Origin of the sequence: Devosia sp. 1566, assembly GCF_004005995.1 — a bacterium.
Classification (GTDB): domain Bacteria; phylum Pseudomonadota; class Alphaproteobacteria; order Rhizobiales; family Devosiaceae; genus Devosia.
This window is the reverse complement of the sequence record NZ_CP034767.1, coordinates 2,386,276-2,401,401: the sequence shown is the minus strand read 5'-3', so window position 1 is coordinate 2,401,401 and position 15,126 is coordinate 2,386,276. Positions and strand designations below refer to the sequence as shown.

General features: G+C 62.1%; 15 protein-coding genes. 9 read left to right on the top strand and 6 right to left on the bottom strand.

What is annotated here, in order from left to right:
- Window positions 1–19: 19 nt before the first annotated feature.
- The gene (gene carA / locus ELX51_RS11575; RefSeq protein WP_127753662.1) at window positions 20–1,225 is read right to left on the bottom strand and encodes a glutamine-hydrolyzing carbamoyl-phosphate synthase small subunit; all 1,206 of its coding nucleotides are present in this window, start codon (window positions 1,223–1,225) and stop codon (window positions 20–22) included.
- 135 nt (window positions 1,226–1,360) lie between these two features.
- Here carA and ELX51_RS11570 point away from each other — a divergent pair, with 135 nt between their 5' ends.
- Window positions 1,361–1,813: a GatB/YqeY domain-containing protein gene (locus tag ELX51_RS11570; RefSeq protein WP_127753661.1), complete on the top strand. Its 453-nt coding sequence runs from the start codon at window positions 1,361–1,363 to the stop codon at window positions 1,811–1,813.
- Between the two features lie 117 nt (window positions 1,814–1,930).
- On the opposite strand, the gene ELX51_RS11565 is transcribed toward ELX51_RS11570, so the two are convergent.
- Window positions 1,931–3,115 (bottom strand): MFS transporter, encoded by a 1,185-nt coding sequence (locus ELX51_RS11565; protein ID WP_127753660.1) that lies wholly within the window; start codon window positions 3,113–3,115, stop codon window positions 1,931–1,933.
- Window positions 3,116–3,285: 170 nt separating this feature from the next.
- On the opposite strand from ELX51_RS11565, the gene ELX51_RS11560 reads away from it, so the two are divergent.
- From ELX51_RS11560 to ELX51_RS11535, 6 genes are all read left to right on the top strand, one after another.
- On the top strand, window positions 3,286–3,849 hold the full coding sequence (locus ELX51_RS11560; RefSeq protein WP_164854848.1) for a DUF308 domain-containing protein: 564 nt from the start codon (window positions 3,286–3,288) through the stop codon (window positions 3,847–3,849).
- Between the two features lie 58 nt (window positions 3,850–3,907).
- Entirely contained in the window at window positions 3,908–5,851 is a 1,944-nt protein-coding gene (gene dnaG / locus ELX51_RS11555) for a DNA primase (protein WP_127753658.1), read from the top strand.
- A 178-nt stretch (window positions 5,852–6,029) separates the two neighbouring features.
- The gene (rpoD, locus tag ELX51_RS11550) at window positions 6,030–8,105 is read left to right on the top strand and encodes an RNA polymerase sigma factor RpoD (RefSeq protein ID WP_127753657.1); all 2,076 of its coding nucleotides are present in this window, start codon (window positions 6,030–6,032) and stop codon (window positions 8,103–8,105) included.
- 60 nt (window positions 8,106–8,165) lie between these two features.
- Window positions 8,166–8,459, top strand: a complete 294-nt coding sequence (locus tag ELX51_RS11545; RefSeq protein ID WP_127753656.1) for a DUF2442 domain-containing protein — start codon at window positions 8,166–8,168, stop codon at window positions 8,457–8,459.
- Between the two features lie 11 nt (window positions 8,460–8,470).
- Complete coding sequence (locus ELX51_RS11540; protein ID WP_127753655.1) at window positions 8,471–8,764, top strand: HlyU family transcriptional regulator; 294 nt, start codon at window positions 8,471–8,473, stop codon at window positions 8,762–8,764.
- Between the two features lie 78 nt (window positions 8,765–8,842).
- Window positions 8,843–9,064 carry a hypothetical protein gene (locus ELX51_RS11535; RefSeq protein ID WP_127753654.1) on the top strand — a complete coding sequence of 74 codons (222 nt, stop codon included), beginning with the start codon at window positions 8,843–8,845 and terminating at the stop codon, window positions 9,062–9,064.
- A gap of 11 nt (window positions 9,065–9,075) precedes the next feature.
- Here the strand turns inward: ELX51_RS11535 and ELX51_RS11530 are convergent, their stop codons facing one another.
- The 3 genes from ELX51_RS11530 to ELX51_RS11520 form a co-directional block, all read right to left on the bottom strand.
- Window positions 9,076–10,125, bottom strand: a complete 1,050-nt coding sequence (locus tag ELX51_RS11530; protein WP_127753653.1) for an LLM class flavin-dependent oxidoreductase — start codon at window positions 10,123–10,125, stop codon at window positions 9,076–9,078.
- Window positions 10,126–10,302: 177 nt separating this feature from the next.
- The gene (locus ELX51_RS20320; protein WP_127753652.1) at window positions 10,303–10,635 is read right to left on the bottom strand and encodes a hypothetical protein; all 333 of its coding nucleotides are present in this window, start codon (window positions 10,633–10,635) and stop codon (window positions 10,303–10,305) included.
- Window positions 10,636–10,800: 165 nt separating this feature from the next.
- On the bottom strand, window positions 10,801–12,825 hold the full coding sequence (locus ELX51_RS11520; protein ID WP_127753651.1) for an OmpA family protein: 2,025 nt from the start codon (window positions 12,823–12,825) through the stop codon (window positions 10,801–10,803).
- A 252-nt stretch (window positions 12,826–13,077) separates the two neighbouring features.
- On the opposite strand from ELX51_RS11520, the gene ELX51_RS11515 reads away from it, so the two are divergent.
- Both ELX51_RS11515 and ELX51_RS11510 read left to right on the top strand, forming a co-directional pair.
- Window positions 13,078–13,500: a secondary thiamine-phosphate synthase enzyme YjbQ gene (locus tag ELX51_RS11515; RefSeq protein WP_127753650.1), complete on the top strand. Its 423-nt coding sequence runs from the start codon at window positions 13,078–13,080 to the stop codon at window positions 13,498–13,500.
- On the top strand, window positions 13,500–14,330 hold the full coding sequence (locus ELX51_RS11510) for a sulfite exporter TauE/SafE family protein (RefSeq protein WP_127753649.1): 831 nt from the start codon (window positions 13,500–13,502) through the stop codon (window positions 14,328–14,330). The genes ELX51_RS11515 and ELX51_RS11510 overlap by 1 nt, the downstream gene beginning before the upstream one ends.
- A 73-nt stretch (window positions 14,331–14,403) precedes the next feature.
- Here ELX51_RS11510 and ELX51_RS11505 read toward each other — a convergent pair whose 3' ends face one another.
- On the bottom strand, window positions 14,404–15,120 hold the full coding sequence (locus tag ELX51_RS11505; RefSeq protein WP_127753648.1) for an SIMPL domain-containing protein: 717 nt from the start codon (window positions 15,118–15,120) through the stop codon (window positions 14,404–14,406).
- Between the last annotated feature and the right edge of the window lie 6 nt (window positions 15,121–15,126).

Genomic DNA, 15,126 nt, shown 5'->3' with positions numbered 1-15,126 from the left:
GCGTGAGACTTAGGTACCCTTAGACGCCGGGCTGCTTGTGTTCGGGCTCGGGGGCCACACCTTTTTGCTCGCGCACATGGTTGAGAAAGCGCGTGAACAGGTAATGGCTGTCGCGCGGGCCGGGGCTGGCTTCGGGGTGGTATTGTACCGAAAAGATCGGCTTGCCCTCGACCGCCAGGCCGGCATTGGAGCCATCGAACAGGGAAATATGGGTCTGGGTCACGCCGGCGGGCAGGCTCGCGGAATCCACGGCAAAGCCGTGGTTCATCGAGGTGATCTCGACCTTGCCGGTGGTCAGGTCCTTGACCGGGTGATTGGCGCCGTGATGACCCTGGTGCATCTTGGAGGTCTTGCCGCCAAGCGCCAGGCCAAGCAGTTGGTGGCCGAGGCAGATGCCAAAGACCGGCTTGCCGGTATCCATCAGCTTCTGGATGGTGGGCACGGCATATTCGCCGGTCGCCGCGGGATCGCCGGGGCCGTTGGACAGGAAGATGCCGTCCGGCTGGTAAGCCATCACATCCTCGGCCGTTGCAGTCGCAGGCAGGACAGTGACGCGCGCACCCTGATCGGCCAGGCAACGCAGAATGTTGCGCTTGGCGCCGTAGTCGATGGCGACGATGTGGAAGGATGGATCGGTGACTTCGGCATAGCCTTCGCCCCATTTCCAGCCGGTCTCGGACCAATGATAGGTCTGGGCGGTGGTGACTTCCTTGGCAAGGTCGAGCCCTTCAAGGCCGGGGAAGGCATTGAGTTCGGCGGTAATGGCCGCATCGTCAAAGGCGCCGTCGGGCTGGTGGGCGATCACGCCATTGGGCATGCCGCCTTCGCGGATCTTGGCGGTCAGGGCGCGCGTGTCGATACCGGCAATGCCGATGATGTTGCGCTTCTTGAGCCAGGCGTCGAGCTTTTCAGCGGCCCGGTAGTTGGAAGGATTGGTGATATCGGCCTTGAGCACGACGCCCCGCACGCCCGACAGGGCGGCCTGGTTGACCATCTCGATATCTTCGTCGTTGGTGCCGACATTGCCGATATGGGGGAAGGTGAAGGTGATGATCTGCCCGGCATAAGAGGGATCGGTCAGCACTTCCTGGTAGCCGGTCATGGCGGTGTTGAAGCACACTTCGCCGGCGGCCTGGCCCGTGGCTCCGATTCCGCGCCCCTCAAGACGGGTACCATCCGCAAGGATCAAAAGGGCGGTCGCGGGGGATTGCTGCCAGCCGGTCACGGTGGGCCTCCAGGGTTCTTGGCAATGTCGATTGAGGTCTCCTTCTAGAAGGAGCCACGGGACCGCGCAAGTGGCGCACGGCTTTGTTTACGCCTATATGGGCCGGCAGAATTGCATGGCAAGAGGAGATCGAGTGTGCGCGAGACCATCAGCGAAGCCCTGAAAACTGCGCTCAAGGCCCGGGACCAGCGCCGTACGGCCACGCTCCGGGCGATCAGTGCGGCGATCAAGGACAAGGATATCGCGATCCGCCAGGACAATCGCGGACCGGCCACCAATGAGGAAGTGCTCGCCATCATTCAGAAGATGGTCAAGCAGCGCGAAGAAAGCTTTGCCATCTATGCGCAGGCGGGACGCGCGGACTTGGCCACGGTGGAGAAGGAAGAAATCGATATTCTCAATGAGTTCCTGCCCAAAGGACTCACGGAGGATGAGGTGGACAGCGCCATCAAGGCGGCGATTGCGGCTACGGGCGCCGAGGGACCCAAGGACATGGGCAAGGTCATCGCCCAGCTGAAGGCTGACTATCCCGGCCGGATCGATTTCGGCAAAGCCAGCGGCAAGGTCAAGGCTGCGCTGTCGGCCTAGGCCACCAGCCGGTGTCGGGCAGCGGGGTCTTAGACGCAGTCCGGCCCGCCCGCTTCGGACTAATAAAGAGCATCGTCAGCGTTCCGCAGCCCTTCAAAAAGGTCCGCCCGGCACTCCCTAGGCGGCGGCAGGCGCGCCGGGTGGCACGTCACCGCTGTGGCGCTCCCACGCATAGGAGAGAACTGCAATGGCGAGCGCCAGCAGCAGCGCCGCGACTCCGATCAGGGGGAGGTTGCGGTAGCCAAAGTCGTGCTCGAGCAAGGTGCCGCCCAGCACCGCGCCGATCGCAATGCCGATATTGAAGCCGGTGGGCACCAGCGCCGAGGCCAGATTGGGCGCATCGCCGGCCCAGGCGAGAATACGGGACTGCACGGGTGAGCCGAAGGCGAAGTTGACGCCGCCCCAAGCGATTACCGTGATGGCCATCAACCAGGGGACGGGGCTGGCGAGATAGAGGGCTGCATAAACGCTGGCCTGCAGCACCATGATGCCGATCAGCGATGGCATGAGTTTCCAGTCGGCGAGGCGGCCGCCGATGAAAACGCCAATGGTGGAGCCGATGCCGAAGAGCAGCAGCACCCACGGCACGACGCCAGGTTCGAGTTGGGTAACTTCGAGCAGGAGCGGGGCGATGAAGGTGAAGAGGCTGTATTGGCCGATCATCACCAGAACGACGATCAGCAGCGAGCAGATAATGGCTTGCCGACCGAGGGCCCGGAACTCGCGCTTGAAACTGCCCGCAGCGGCCTGAACGCCGGGGGCGGCGGGCAGGAAAAAGGCGGTCGCCAACGTGGCGACAAAGCCGATAGCGCCCACGGTCCAGAAGGTGGCGCGCCAGCCCAGGGCATTGCCGATCGCGGTCCCGCCGGGCACGCCAAGAATATTGGAGACGGTGAGGCCCGACAGGATCAGGGCGACGGCAAAGCCGCGCCGTTCGGGCGCGACCAAGGTCACTGCGACCACGGCGGCGATGCCGAAATAGGCGCCATGCACGACCGAGACGATCACCCGCGCCGCCATCAAGAGCTCGAAGTTGGGCGCGATGGCGCAGAGCGCCTGTCCCAGGGTGAACACGGCGCCTAGAAGAAGGATCAGGGTCTTGCGCGACATGCGATTGGTCAGGAGCGCAAGGAGGGGGCCACCTATGGCGATGCCGATGGCGTAGCCCGAGATGAGGTAGCCGGCGACCGGAACCGAAACGCCGAGATCGGTGGCGACATCAGGCAGAATGCCGGCGATGACGAATTCGGCGGTGCCGAAGGCAAATGCCGCAAGGAACAGGGCGAGCAGCGGCAACGACATCAAAGCAAACCTCGGCATGGATGGGGCGGGGCGACAAACCATGCCCTAAGCGGCAGGGCAATCCACATCAGGGTCGCAGTGGCTCGGCGGCAACCGGGGCAAGGGTGACCGATGGCTTGCGCCGCGCTAGAGTGGGGTGCTGGCAGCGGCGCCGGCCGGGAGATCTTTTGATGGCGATTAATGGAGAAATCAAGCGGCGCTTTGCGGCGATTACCGCCTTGCGCGGCCTCATCATGTTGCTGGCGGGGCTTTATGCGATCCTGGCGCCGGGCGATGCGCTGACGGTGCTGGTGCTGGCCGGCGGCATTATTCTGATCGTCGACGGAGCCCTGGGTTTGTGGAGCCTCACGTTTGGTGGCGGCAAGAGCGGCAATTACTGGTTCGACGTTATTTCCAATGCCTTGTCGCTGCTTCTTGGTGTGTTGATTCTGCTCAGCCCGCTGGTCGCCACGATTTTAACGGCGACGTTCCTCGCGAGCCTTGTCGGGCTGGCGGCGCTGCTGGTGGGGATCATGCAAATCGTCGTCATCATTCGCGAGCGTGAAATCTACGCGCGCATCTGGCCGGTGCTGCTGTCGGGCATCGCCTATGTGGTGCTTGGTCTGGTGTTTCTGGTTTTTCCCCTCGTCAGTTCAAGCGTGATGGTGGTGTTGGGCGGCATCATGCTGGTGCTATTCGCCTGTGGCCTGTTTGGCTGGGCCTGGCGGCTGTATCAGCGCAGCAAGCGCGCCTGAGGCTGTGGAAAACCGCTGAGGACGTGACATCGGTCAAGCCAGTGCTTACCTAGCGGCTATGCGCTTTTCCGATCAGTTCCTGGATGAAATCCGTCAGCGCCTGCCGATAACGCAGGTGGTGGGCGAGCACGTCATCTGGGATAAGCGCAAGTCGCAGCCGGGCAAGGGCGACATGTGGGCCTGTTGCCCGTTTCATGGCGAAAAATCGCCCAGCTTTCACGCTGATGACCGGCGCGGCATCTATCATTGCTTTGGCTGCGGGGTGAGCGGGGACCATTTTCGCTTCCTCGTGGAAAAAGCCGGGTTGAGCTTTCCCGAAGCGGTGGAGCGGCTGGCTGGGATGGCTGGCGTGCCGATGCCGGCGCGCGACGAGCGCCAGGAGAAGCGGGCCGCGCAGCAGCGCACGCTGATGGATGTGATGGAGCTGGCCGCCAAGTATTTCGAGGCGGCGCTGCATCACAATATCGGAGCGCGGGCGCGGGGCTATCTGCACGAGCGGGGTGTTTCTGCCGCCAGCCAGACGCGGTTCCGCCTCGGCTTTGCCCCCGATAGCCGCAACGGGCTCAAGGAGCATCTGGCGGCCAATGGCGTTTCGGCCCAGCAGATGCTCGAAACGGGGCTCGTGGCGACGCGCGACAATGATCCCATGCCCTATGATCGCTTCCGCAATCGGCTGATGTTCCCGATCACCGATTCTCGCGGGCGGATCATCGCCTTTGGCGGGCGGGCGCTGTCGGCGGATGTGCCGGCAAAGTACCTCAATTCGCCCGAAACGGAGCTCTTCAAGAAGCGCCAGACGCTTTACAACGGCCACACGGCCCGACAGGCCGCCCATGACGGAGCGACGGTGATCGTGGTCGAGGGTTATCTCGATGTGATTGCCGCGGTCAGCGCCGGCTTTGAAGGGACGGTGGCGCCCTTAGGGACGGCTCTGACCGAGGAGCATCTGCAGCTGCTTTGGCGCCTGAGCGATACGCCGGTGCTGTGTTTTGACGGCGATGCGGCGGGCCAGAAAGCAGCGCAGCGCGCGGCCGAAATGGTGCTGCCGCATCTCAAGCCCGGTCAAACCGTGAAGATCGCGACGCTCCCGGAAGGGCAGGATCCCGATGACCTGATCAAGGCGCAGGGCAGGGCGGCCTTTGCCGATGTGATCGAGCGAGCGCGCAGCTTATCGGATGTGATCTGGAGCCTGGAAACGGGTGGGTTGGTGCCCGAAGCGCCCGAGGAGCGGGCAGCCTTGCAGGCGCGACTGCGCGAGCGCGCCAATTCCATCGGCGACAGCTCGGTGCGCTTTCATTACGCGCAGGCGTTTGATGAGCGTTTGAAGGCGTTCTTCTCGCCTGTGCGCTCGGGAGGCTATGAACGGCGGGGTGGCGGAGGCGAGAAGCGGTCGCCCTACGGTGCTGGCGGGTATGCTCGGTCGGGTCGCGGCTCACCGCGGGTGGTCGTGTCCGATACGTTGCGCAACTCGCGGTTGCTGAAGCCAGGTCTTGCCGCCGAGGCAACGCCGCGCGAGGCAGCGATCATCCTTAGTCTGGTCAATCATCCCGCATTGGTGGAAGACAAGTTCGAAGCGCTGGCGGCGCTCGACTTTGAGACTCCTTCGGCTCGCAATGCGCTGAGCGAAATCTTACGGCTGGTGGTACGGCACCACGATATTTCGGCGGCCGATCTTAAATCGGCACTGAGCATTCGCGGATTTGGGCCAGCCTTGGAGCGAATGGAGCAAGTCCTGCAGGGGCAGGGCGTCTGGCAGATCGGGCTGGAGATTGCCCTTATTGACGCGGAAACTGGATTGAGTCACGCGCTGGCCTTGCATAACAAGAAAGTTCAGCTAAATAAGGAACTCAAGGCAGCCGAAGCGGCGCTGGGCGATGACCCGAGCGAAGAGACCTTTGAAAGGCTGCGCGACATCAAGAACCAGATAACCACTGTCGATGGCACAGAGGCACTGATAGAAGGATTTGGTTCGCTATCGGGACGCGCGACACGCAGTTTTTAGGGTTTCTCCCTAAATGCCGCGGGTACGCGCGATTTTGCATATGTGAAGAACCCGAAGCGAACCCGGTAGCGCGCCGCGGCGTTAACGCTTGAGCTACCGCACCTTTACCGCGCTTTGAGGTGTCACCACTTAAAGACCTTACCGGCACTCGCCTGCAGCGGGTCCCGAGGAGTACCAGATGGCCACTAAGGCAGCTACCAAGACCACCAAGGAAACCGAGAAGCCGGAAGCCGGCGCCCCCGAGGCGACGAATGACAGCCCGCTACTCGACCTATCCGATGCCGCCGTCAAAAAGCTCATCAAGGTCGCCAAGAAGCGCGGCTATGTGACTTACGAAGAACTCAATGCGGTGATGCCTTCGGAGGAAGTTTCCTCCGAGCAGATCGAGGACATTATGTCGATGTTCTCGGACATGGGCATTAATGTCGTTGATGAGGACGAGGTCGAAGAAACCGAAGTCGAAAAGGACGAGGACGAGGGCGGCGGCGGTGAAATCGCGCCTGCCAGCAGCACCGGCAGCGCGGTTGCGACCACATCCAATGCCAAGGCCGGTTCAGACCGGACCGACGATCCCGTGCGCATGTATCTGCGCGAAATGGGTTCGGTCGAGCTGCTGAGCCGCGAGGGCGAAATCGCCATCGCCAAGCGCATCGAGGCTGGTCGCGAGACCATGATCGAAGGCTTGTGCGAATCGCCGCTCACTTTCCAGGCCATCATCATCTGGCGCGATCAGCTCGCCGACGGTGAAATCCTGCTGCGCGACATCATCGACCTGGAAGCAACCTATGCAGGCCCCGATGCCAAGCAGGCCGCTCCCGCGCCCGACCTCGTCAACCTCAACGCTGCCCCGCGCATGGAGAGCGTCGCTGAAAAGCCCAAGGCTGCGCCGGCCTCGCGTCGCGCCGGTTCGGGCGAGGATGACGACTATGTGCCCGAGGAGCCGCAGGCCCCGCAGGACCCGGTCGACGATGACGACGACGAGTTCGAGAACGCGCTGTCGCTCTCGGCGATGGAAGCCGAGCTCAAGCCGCAGGTCGTGGAGACCTTTGACCGCATCGCCGAAGCCTATGGCAAGATGCGCGAGATGCAGGACCGGCATGCCGAGGATCGCAGCGCCGATATCAGCGATGCCGATCGCAAGCAGCTCGATGAGTTGCGTGGCGAGGTGATCGCCGACGTTAAGTCGCTGTCGCTCAATGCCGGCCGCATCGAGAACCTGGTCGAGCAGCTTTATGACATCAACAAGCGGTTGGTGAAGCTCGAGGGTCGTTTGCTACGCCTGGCGGAAAGCTATGGCGTCAAGCGCGAGAAGTTCCTTGAAAGCTATTACGGCCAGGAAGTGAACCCGGCCTGGGAAGAAAACCTCGCGAGTTTCGATGGCAAGGGGTGGGCTGAGTTCGCCAAGCGCGAAGCCGACACGATCCGCGAGATCCGGGGTGACGTGGCGACGCTCGCAACCGAAGCTGGCCTCAATATAGGCGAATATCGCCGCATCGTGCACAAGGTGCAAAAGGGCGAGCGCGAAGCTGCCATCGCCAAGAAGGAGATGGTGGAAGCCAATCTTCGCCTCGTGATCTCGATTGCCAAGAAGTACACCAATCGCGGGTTGCAGTTCCTGGATCTGATCCAGGAGGGCAATATCGGGCTGATGAAGGCCGTCGATAAGTTCGAATATCGGCGCGGCTACAAGTTCTCGACCTATGCGACCTGGTGGATCCGGCAGGCCATTACCCGCTCGATCGCCGACCAGGCGCGCACCATCCGAATCCCGGTGCACATGATCGAAACGATCAACAAGATCGTGCGCACCTCGCGCCAGATGCTGCACGAGATCGGGCGCGAACCGACGCCGGAGGAGCTCAGCGAGAAGCTGCAGATGCCTTTGGACAAGGTGCGCAAGGTGCTCAAGATTGCCAAGGAGCCGATCTCGCTTGAAACCCCGATCGGGGACGAGGAAGACTCAAACCTGGGCGATTTCATCCAGGACGTGAATGCGATCCAGCCGATCGACGCGGCTATCCAGAGCAATCTGCGAGAGACGACGACGCGCGTGCTGGCGTCACTGACGCCACGTGAAGAGCGCGTGCTGCGCATGCGCTTTGGTATTGGCATGAACACCGACCACACGCTCGAGGAAGTGGGCCAGCAGTTCTCGGTTACGCGCGAACGTATCCGTCAGATCGAGGCCAAGGCCTTGCGCAAGCTCAAGCATCCCAGCCGCAGCCGCAAGCTGCGCAGCTTCCTTGATAACTAAGTGTAACAGGGCATCCTCGCCGGTGGCGGGGATGCTGATGTCGGCAAGGCAAGCTTTCCCATGTCCGCTGTGCAGCGCCTGAAGGTTACGGCGATCCGCGCCATAGTGCCATTCAAGCTGGTGGTCACGTTCTCGGATGGCTCGAGCGGGACCTTCGATGCTGCTCAGATGCTGAGCGAGCGCGGCGAGGGGGTGGAGCCCCTGCGCGATCGGCGTTATTTCGGCAGCGTAGCCCTGGCTAATGGCGTGCCGACCTGGCCGAACTATTTCGACCTGTCGCCTAGCTGGCTCCGCGAAGAAATGGAGCGGCGCGGTGAGTTAATTGTGCCGCGCCCGGCGCGGCAGCGCCCATAAGGAGGATGGCGATGTCGTTTTTGAGCAAGCTTTTCGGTGGCGGGGCCAAGACATCGGCTGAGCCGGCGGGGGACAAGGTCTTGGGCGAAGAAAGCTACAAGGACTTCACCATCCGGGCCATCGAGATGCGGGCGGGAAGCGAATACCAGCTGGCCGGGACCATCGACAAGGATATCGGCGGCGCGCTCAAGACCTATCGGTTCGTTCGGGCAGACCGCATGAGCTCCAAGGATGATCTGATTGCGATGGCCTTGAACAAGGGCCGGCAGATCATCGACGAACAGGGCGAGAATATTTTCAGCTAGCCCTTTTTTCAATCTTTGCAACCGGACCGGGCGCGCAGTCGTGCGCCTGGCGGTTGCTGCTGTTTAGGAGAACCTATCATGGCCAGGAAGCCAACCGCCCGCAGTGAATTCGTGATGTTTGACGTCATCTATGAAGATGGAAGCCAGCGCTCTAACCGCAAGGTCGACGCCGCCTTGTTGGGTGGCCTTGACGGCGATGAGCCGGCGCGTGCCGCCATCATGGAGCAAGATCGCGCCATTTCCGAGAAGTCGGGCCTGCCGCCGCTGCAGATCAAGTCGATCCGCCGCAGCGGCAAGTAGGCGCTTGCGTTTTAAGGCGCGGCAGGCGCGCCCAAGGCTTTGTCCACCGCAGGCTTAACCACCGTTCCATAAAGCTCGATGGCCTTCATGACCTTGTCATGGGGGAGGGTGCCGACGCTCATCTGCAGCCCGAAACGGTCGTGCTTGAACCATTCATGCTGCTGCAGGATCTTGTCGATGACCTCCTGCGGCGAACCCATCACATAGGCTCCCTGTGGGCTCGCTCCAGCCTCGAACTGTGCGCGGGTGGTTGGTGACCAGCCCCGCTCCTTGCCGATCCGGCTCATGGCATCGCTATGGGCGGGAAAGGCGATGTCACGGGCGTCCTGGCTGTCTTGCGCGATGAAGCCATGCGAGCTGATGCCAACGGGTAGGGTGGTCTCTCGGCCAACTTGCGCCAGAGTGTCGCGATAAAACTGCACCAGAGGCGCGAACTGCCTGGGCTGTCCGCCAATGATGGCGATCATCAAGGGCAGGCCGTAATAGGCGGCGCGAGCGACCGAGTTTGGAGTGCCACCCACCGCGATCCAGAGCGGCAGCGGCTGCTGCACAGGTTGCGGGTAGACGGTTATGCCGGGGATGGCGTGCGTGTGCTTGCTGCCGGGCCAAACGACCTTGCCGCCCTCGCGCAGCTTGAGCAGCAGTTCAAGCTTTTCCTCAAATAGTTCGTCGTAATTGTTGAGATCATAGCCGAAGAGCGGAAAGCTCTCGATGAACGAGCCTCGCCCGGCCATGATCTCGGCACGGCCGTTCGAGAGCAAATCCAGGGTCGCAAACTGCTGGTAGACGCGGATCGGATCATCCGAACTCAGCACGGTAACGGCGCTGGAGAGGCGAATGGATTTGGTGCGCGCGGCCGCTGCGGCCAGGATCGTTACGGGTGCGGAAGCCACATAGTCAGGCCGGTGATGTTCGCCCAAGCCGAAAAAGCCGAGGCCCAACTGATCAGCCAGCTCGATCTCTTCCAGGAGGTCACGCAGCCGTTCTGCCGGGCTTTGCAGATGACCATTGTTCAACAGATCCGGGGTGTTCTCGGCGAAGGAATAAAGTCCAAGTTCCATGCGATGTCCTTTCCGTCCGCCCGGAGATGACCCTGCTGCCTGGCGCAATCAAGAACGCACATGGTTGTAACTGCCCTATAGGGGCATTCCTGTTGCCCAAACAGAAGGGCCCCGGCGAATGCCAGGGCCCTGAAGATGCCTGCCTTGGGAGTGCAAGGGCACCGTATCTGAAGTTTATTATGGAGCCACTGGAGCGCCAGCAGCAGGGGCAGCATCAGTCGCCGGGGCGGCTGGGGCGGGGGTAGCTTCAACGGGGGGAGCCGATTCGATGGCCGGAGCTGGAGCCGTCATTGCGGGTTCAGCCGCGGGCTCGGTGACAGCTGCGGGCGCCGCTGCGCCATCAACTGCAGTTGACGTGCCGGAGTTTGCAGAAAATACCAGGTAGCCAATCGCCAGCAGGGCGAGAGCTACGATAATGCCTACGAACCAGCCAGTGCCGCTACTTTCGCGCACATAGGTGGTCCGAGTTGTGTCTGTATCATACACGGTGTCGCGTTCTGGATTTGCCATAGTACTCACTCCTCTATGCTGTTCCGTAGTCCAGAAACGCGAGGTTTTTACTTTCGTTCCCGATTAAGTGATCACAAGGATCATGCCGTTCCGGGAGTCTTCGGGACAAAGAAAAAGGCCGGGCACATTGCCCGGCCTTTCCAAAGTCAGTGGTTCTGACGCCGATTACTTGTTGGCGACCGTGATGAGCGGCGTGATCCGGCGGATCGTCACGCGACGGTTTTCCCGCTCGGGAGCTTCGGTGCGGATCTTGAGATAGCGTTCGCCATAGCCCTGCGTCGCAAGGTTCTCAGGAGGCACGTCGTAGAAGTCGGTCAGGATACGAGCGACCGTGGCGGCGCGAAGATCGGAGAGCTGCAGGTTCGAGATGTCCGAGCCAACCGCGTCGGTGTGGCCTTCGATCAGGAAGGTTTCAGCCGGGTTGCTTTCCAGCAGGTCGAGCATCGCGGCCGCGACCTTGGACAGCGAGCCAACCTGGTCCTGGCTGATCGTGGCAGCACCGGTGTCGAAGGTCAGACCGCCCACTTCGAGCTTGCGCACGCTGTCGCGAACGCGGGCCGAACGCTTGACCTCGTCGATGGAGTAAAGGCGCGCAACCTGTTCCACTGGTGGCTGGCGGAAGAACACTTCAACCTGTTCCTCGTCAGCATCGGCGGCATCCAGCACATATTCCTGCACCGGAATGTTGAGACGCAGCGGTGGGAGGTCCTGACCCGGGTCGCGCCATTCCAGGAGTTCGTCATCATACTGCTCGTCGAAATAAGCGAGCACGACTTCCTGCCCGTCTGGCCGGATGCGGGTGCGCTGTAGCACGTCACCATTGCGGTTGCGCACGGTTACGATCTGGGTGCCGTCGGGACGCGTCACGGTTTCGCGGATGCGGCCGTTGCGGAGCTCTTCGTAGAAGACCTCGTCCTCATTGGCATTGTAGAAGCGCGAAGTGTCCTGGCCGGGAGTGTTGACATAAAGCTGGTTGCCAAGCTCCACGACGACCTGGGTCAAGGTATCGCCATAATTGGTCTGCTGGACATTGTTCTGCTGAACGTTGTTTTGCTGAACGTTGTTCTGCTGACCGATATTGGTCGAGTTGTCGATGGCCGTATTGTTGGTGGTGTTGTTCGTGACGTTGTTGACCACATTGGTTTGGTTAACAACGGTGACGTTCTGCGGCACCTGCTGGGCAGGCAAAGCCTGAGCCTCGATAACCTGACCCTGCTCCTCGCGAACGGCAAGGACGGCAGCTTCTTCAGGAACCGCCAGGCGAGCCTGGGCGTCCGCATCGCTGGTTGGCGGGGGCGCGGCAGGCTCTTCAGCAACTGCGGGCTGTGCTGCAGTTTCGGGGGCAGCCTGGCCTTCCACGGGAGCCGTTTCGGCGTCCTTGGCGCTGTCCAGAACCGGGGCGACCTGTTCCTGGGTGACGCCTTCGGGCAGATCTTCGATGACTTCGGCAGGTTCTTCCGCCGACAGGGTCTCGATCGATTGGGCTTCGGCAGGCTGATCGGCGGTGATTGCATCCGAGTCAGTTTGTTCGATCGTGGTCTCGGGGACCGGCTCGTCGGTCAGCTCGGTTGCGGGTTCATCAACCGTTTCGGTCGACTCATCCGTGGTCGGCTCGTCAGCGGGAACATCGTCCTGCTCGGTTTGATCTACATCCTCGTCAGCAGCGGGGGCTTCGAGGGTGGTGAAGCTATCGGGATCCTCGGTCGGTGCGGCTTCTTCTGCAGGGGCGGGAGTCCGAAGAGCCTCGCTCTCCTCGATAGCTTCTGCGTCTTCGGCGGGCGCCGTTTCTTCGTCGGAGGTCACTTCTTCTTCGCGGATCGGCTCTTCGTCCGTGGTGGCTTCAGGCTCTTCGGCCGTGGTGGCTTCAGGCTCGGCGGCCGTGGTTTCCTCATTAGCTGCAGGTTCTTCGGCGGGGGCTTCTTCGGTTTCCTCGTCGTCAGCGGGGGCGTCGTCTACGGCGGGTTCTTCGGCCGGAGCTTCCTCGGTGGCTTCCTCTTCGTCCGGGGCGGCTTCGGCATCGGCGCCGGCGGGCTGCGCGGCGATGCAAGATTCTAGCGTGCTGAACCCGGCGTCAACGCAAGCCTGGGGCAGCTCGGCTGGTGCGACGCTTTCCTGCGCCGAGACGCTCAATGGGGCAACGGCCAGAAGGCCCAGGCTCGTGCTGGTCAGGAGCCAGTTTCGGATGCGCATTGCTGTTTTTCCTTTAATTTTTAATGTTGGCATCAAGCATCAGCATCTCAGATGAACGGCTTCTGAACGAAACGACAGCTGGCTGGATGATGCTCTTATCCCCGCAAGGCCCGCAACGCCGGGGCTTAGGGGTGGTTCCACCAGAGCGCTGCGGCTTACTGTCTTGAAGCCAAAGATGGCGCGATTGCGGCGTAGGCCAGTGGCGGCGCGACGGGCGCCATGCTAGGGCGGGAACAGGCTCGTGGACCTTGCATGCACCAGATCATTGAAACGCTGACGATCCCGACCCAGGGGCAGGGGCTTTACGAGTTCACCGCCAAGGCTCGGGACGTGGTCACGCGCGCTGAGGTCGGCACGGGGCTGCTGACCGTGTTTTGCCGGCATACTTCATGCTCGCTGCTGATCGGGGAAAATGCCGATCCGGATGTGCAAACCGACATGCAGGGCTATTTTGAGCGGCTGGTGCCCGAGGGCATGGATTGGCTGGTGCATACCGCCGAGGGTCCCGACGATATGCCGGCGCATCTGCGCACTGCCCTTACCCAGACCTCGATCGGTATTCCGGTGATGGGCGGCGCCCCGGTATTCGGGACCTGGCAGGGCTTGTTTTTGTTCGAGCACCGCCGCCGCCCGCATTGGCGGGAGGTCGTGCTGCACCTGTCAGGAGAGCGCTGATGGCCTGGACTGAACTGGTCGGGTACTGGCCCTTCGTACTGGGCCTCATGGTGACCGGGGTGTTCTCCGGCCTTGCCGCGGGTCTGCTGGGGATCGGGGGTGGTGCCATCATCGTGCCGGCATTGAGCAATGCGCTGCTCCTGCTAGGGTTCGATGCCGATGTGGTGCAGCACGCCGCGGTGGGTACCTCGCTCGCCATCATTATTCCCACCGGCCTGATGAGCGCACGGGCGCATCTGGCGCGTGGGGCGCTGGATGTGCCGACGCTCAAGCTTTGGGTGCCATTCATTGTCGCGGGGACATTCCTGGGTGGTTTGATGGCGGGGTTATTTTCCGGCGATGCCTTGCGGATCGTTTTTGCGGTGATGGCCTTTCTGATCGCCGCCAATATTGTGTCCAGCTGGCAGACCCGCTTGATGGGGCACCTGAACGGCTCGCGCTTGGTGCACCGGATCGCGGCCAGCATTGTTGGCTATAATTCCGCGCTAATGGGGATCGGGGGCGGCTCGCTCACCGTGCCAACGCTGGTCGCCTTTGGTGCCACCATGCATGCCGCGGTCGGGACCTCAGCGGCGATCGGGGTGGCCATCGCCGTCTCGGGAACGCTGGGCTTTATCATTTCGGGCTGGGGCGTGCCGGGCCTGCCCCCACTCAGCCTGGGCTACATCAACCTGGTCGCGCTGGTGCTGGTGGGAACGCTTGCAGCAGTGTTCGCGCCCTATGGGGCGGCGCTGGCGCATCGGCTGGACCAAAAAACGCTGCGCTATCTGTTCGCGGCGTTCCTGGTGCTGGTCGGGCTCAACATGCTCTGGAAGGTGTTGGCTGGATAGGTTGATGGGGGCGGTTTGACTACGGTGGTCCGCCCCCATCGCCCATACCCCTCGCGAGAGGAGAGTGGGATTCTTATTTGTCGGTGTCGAGTTCCCATTGCACCGAGACATTGATGGCGAAGCTGAGCTCGCCAGCCTCGACAGGAACATCCTTTTGCGGGGCTGCGGCGGCCATGCTGCGCGCCTCGAATGGCTGCGGCCCAGTGAAGTTCTGGCTTTCGTTGATGGAGACAATCTCCTCGAGTGAACCGCCGGCGGCAGTAGCATAAAGCTCGGCCTTGGTGCGGGCATCGGCAAAGGCTGCCTTACGGGCCTCGTCCAACAATTCGCTTGGATCCTCGACGCTGAAGGACACGCCATTGATGGTGTTGGCGCCGATGGTCACCGACTTGTCGAGAATGGCGCCGAGCTGGTCGAGCGCGCGAACCTTGACAGTCACGACATTGGCCACCTGGTAGCCGGCGATGCGAGGCGGCAGGGTATAGCCGTTGGTGTCGCGCTCGTCGGAATAAACATAATTGGGGCTGACTGAGAAACCCGAGGTCTGGATGTCGCGGGCCTCGATGCCCGAAGCCTTGAGCTCGGTGATCAGCTCGGCCATGGCCTTGGTGTTTAGGTCGAGCGCTTCGCGGGCGGTGGCGCCCTGCGTGGTCACACCCGAGGTAATGAAGGCGGTATCGGGGGCGGCGGTGACTTCGCCACGGCCTTCGATGGAGATGGTTCCGGCATAGGCCGGCAGGGCAAAACCGGCCACGAGGGCGAGGGGCAAAAGAGCAGCAAGGTGACGCATCTGAAC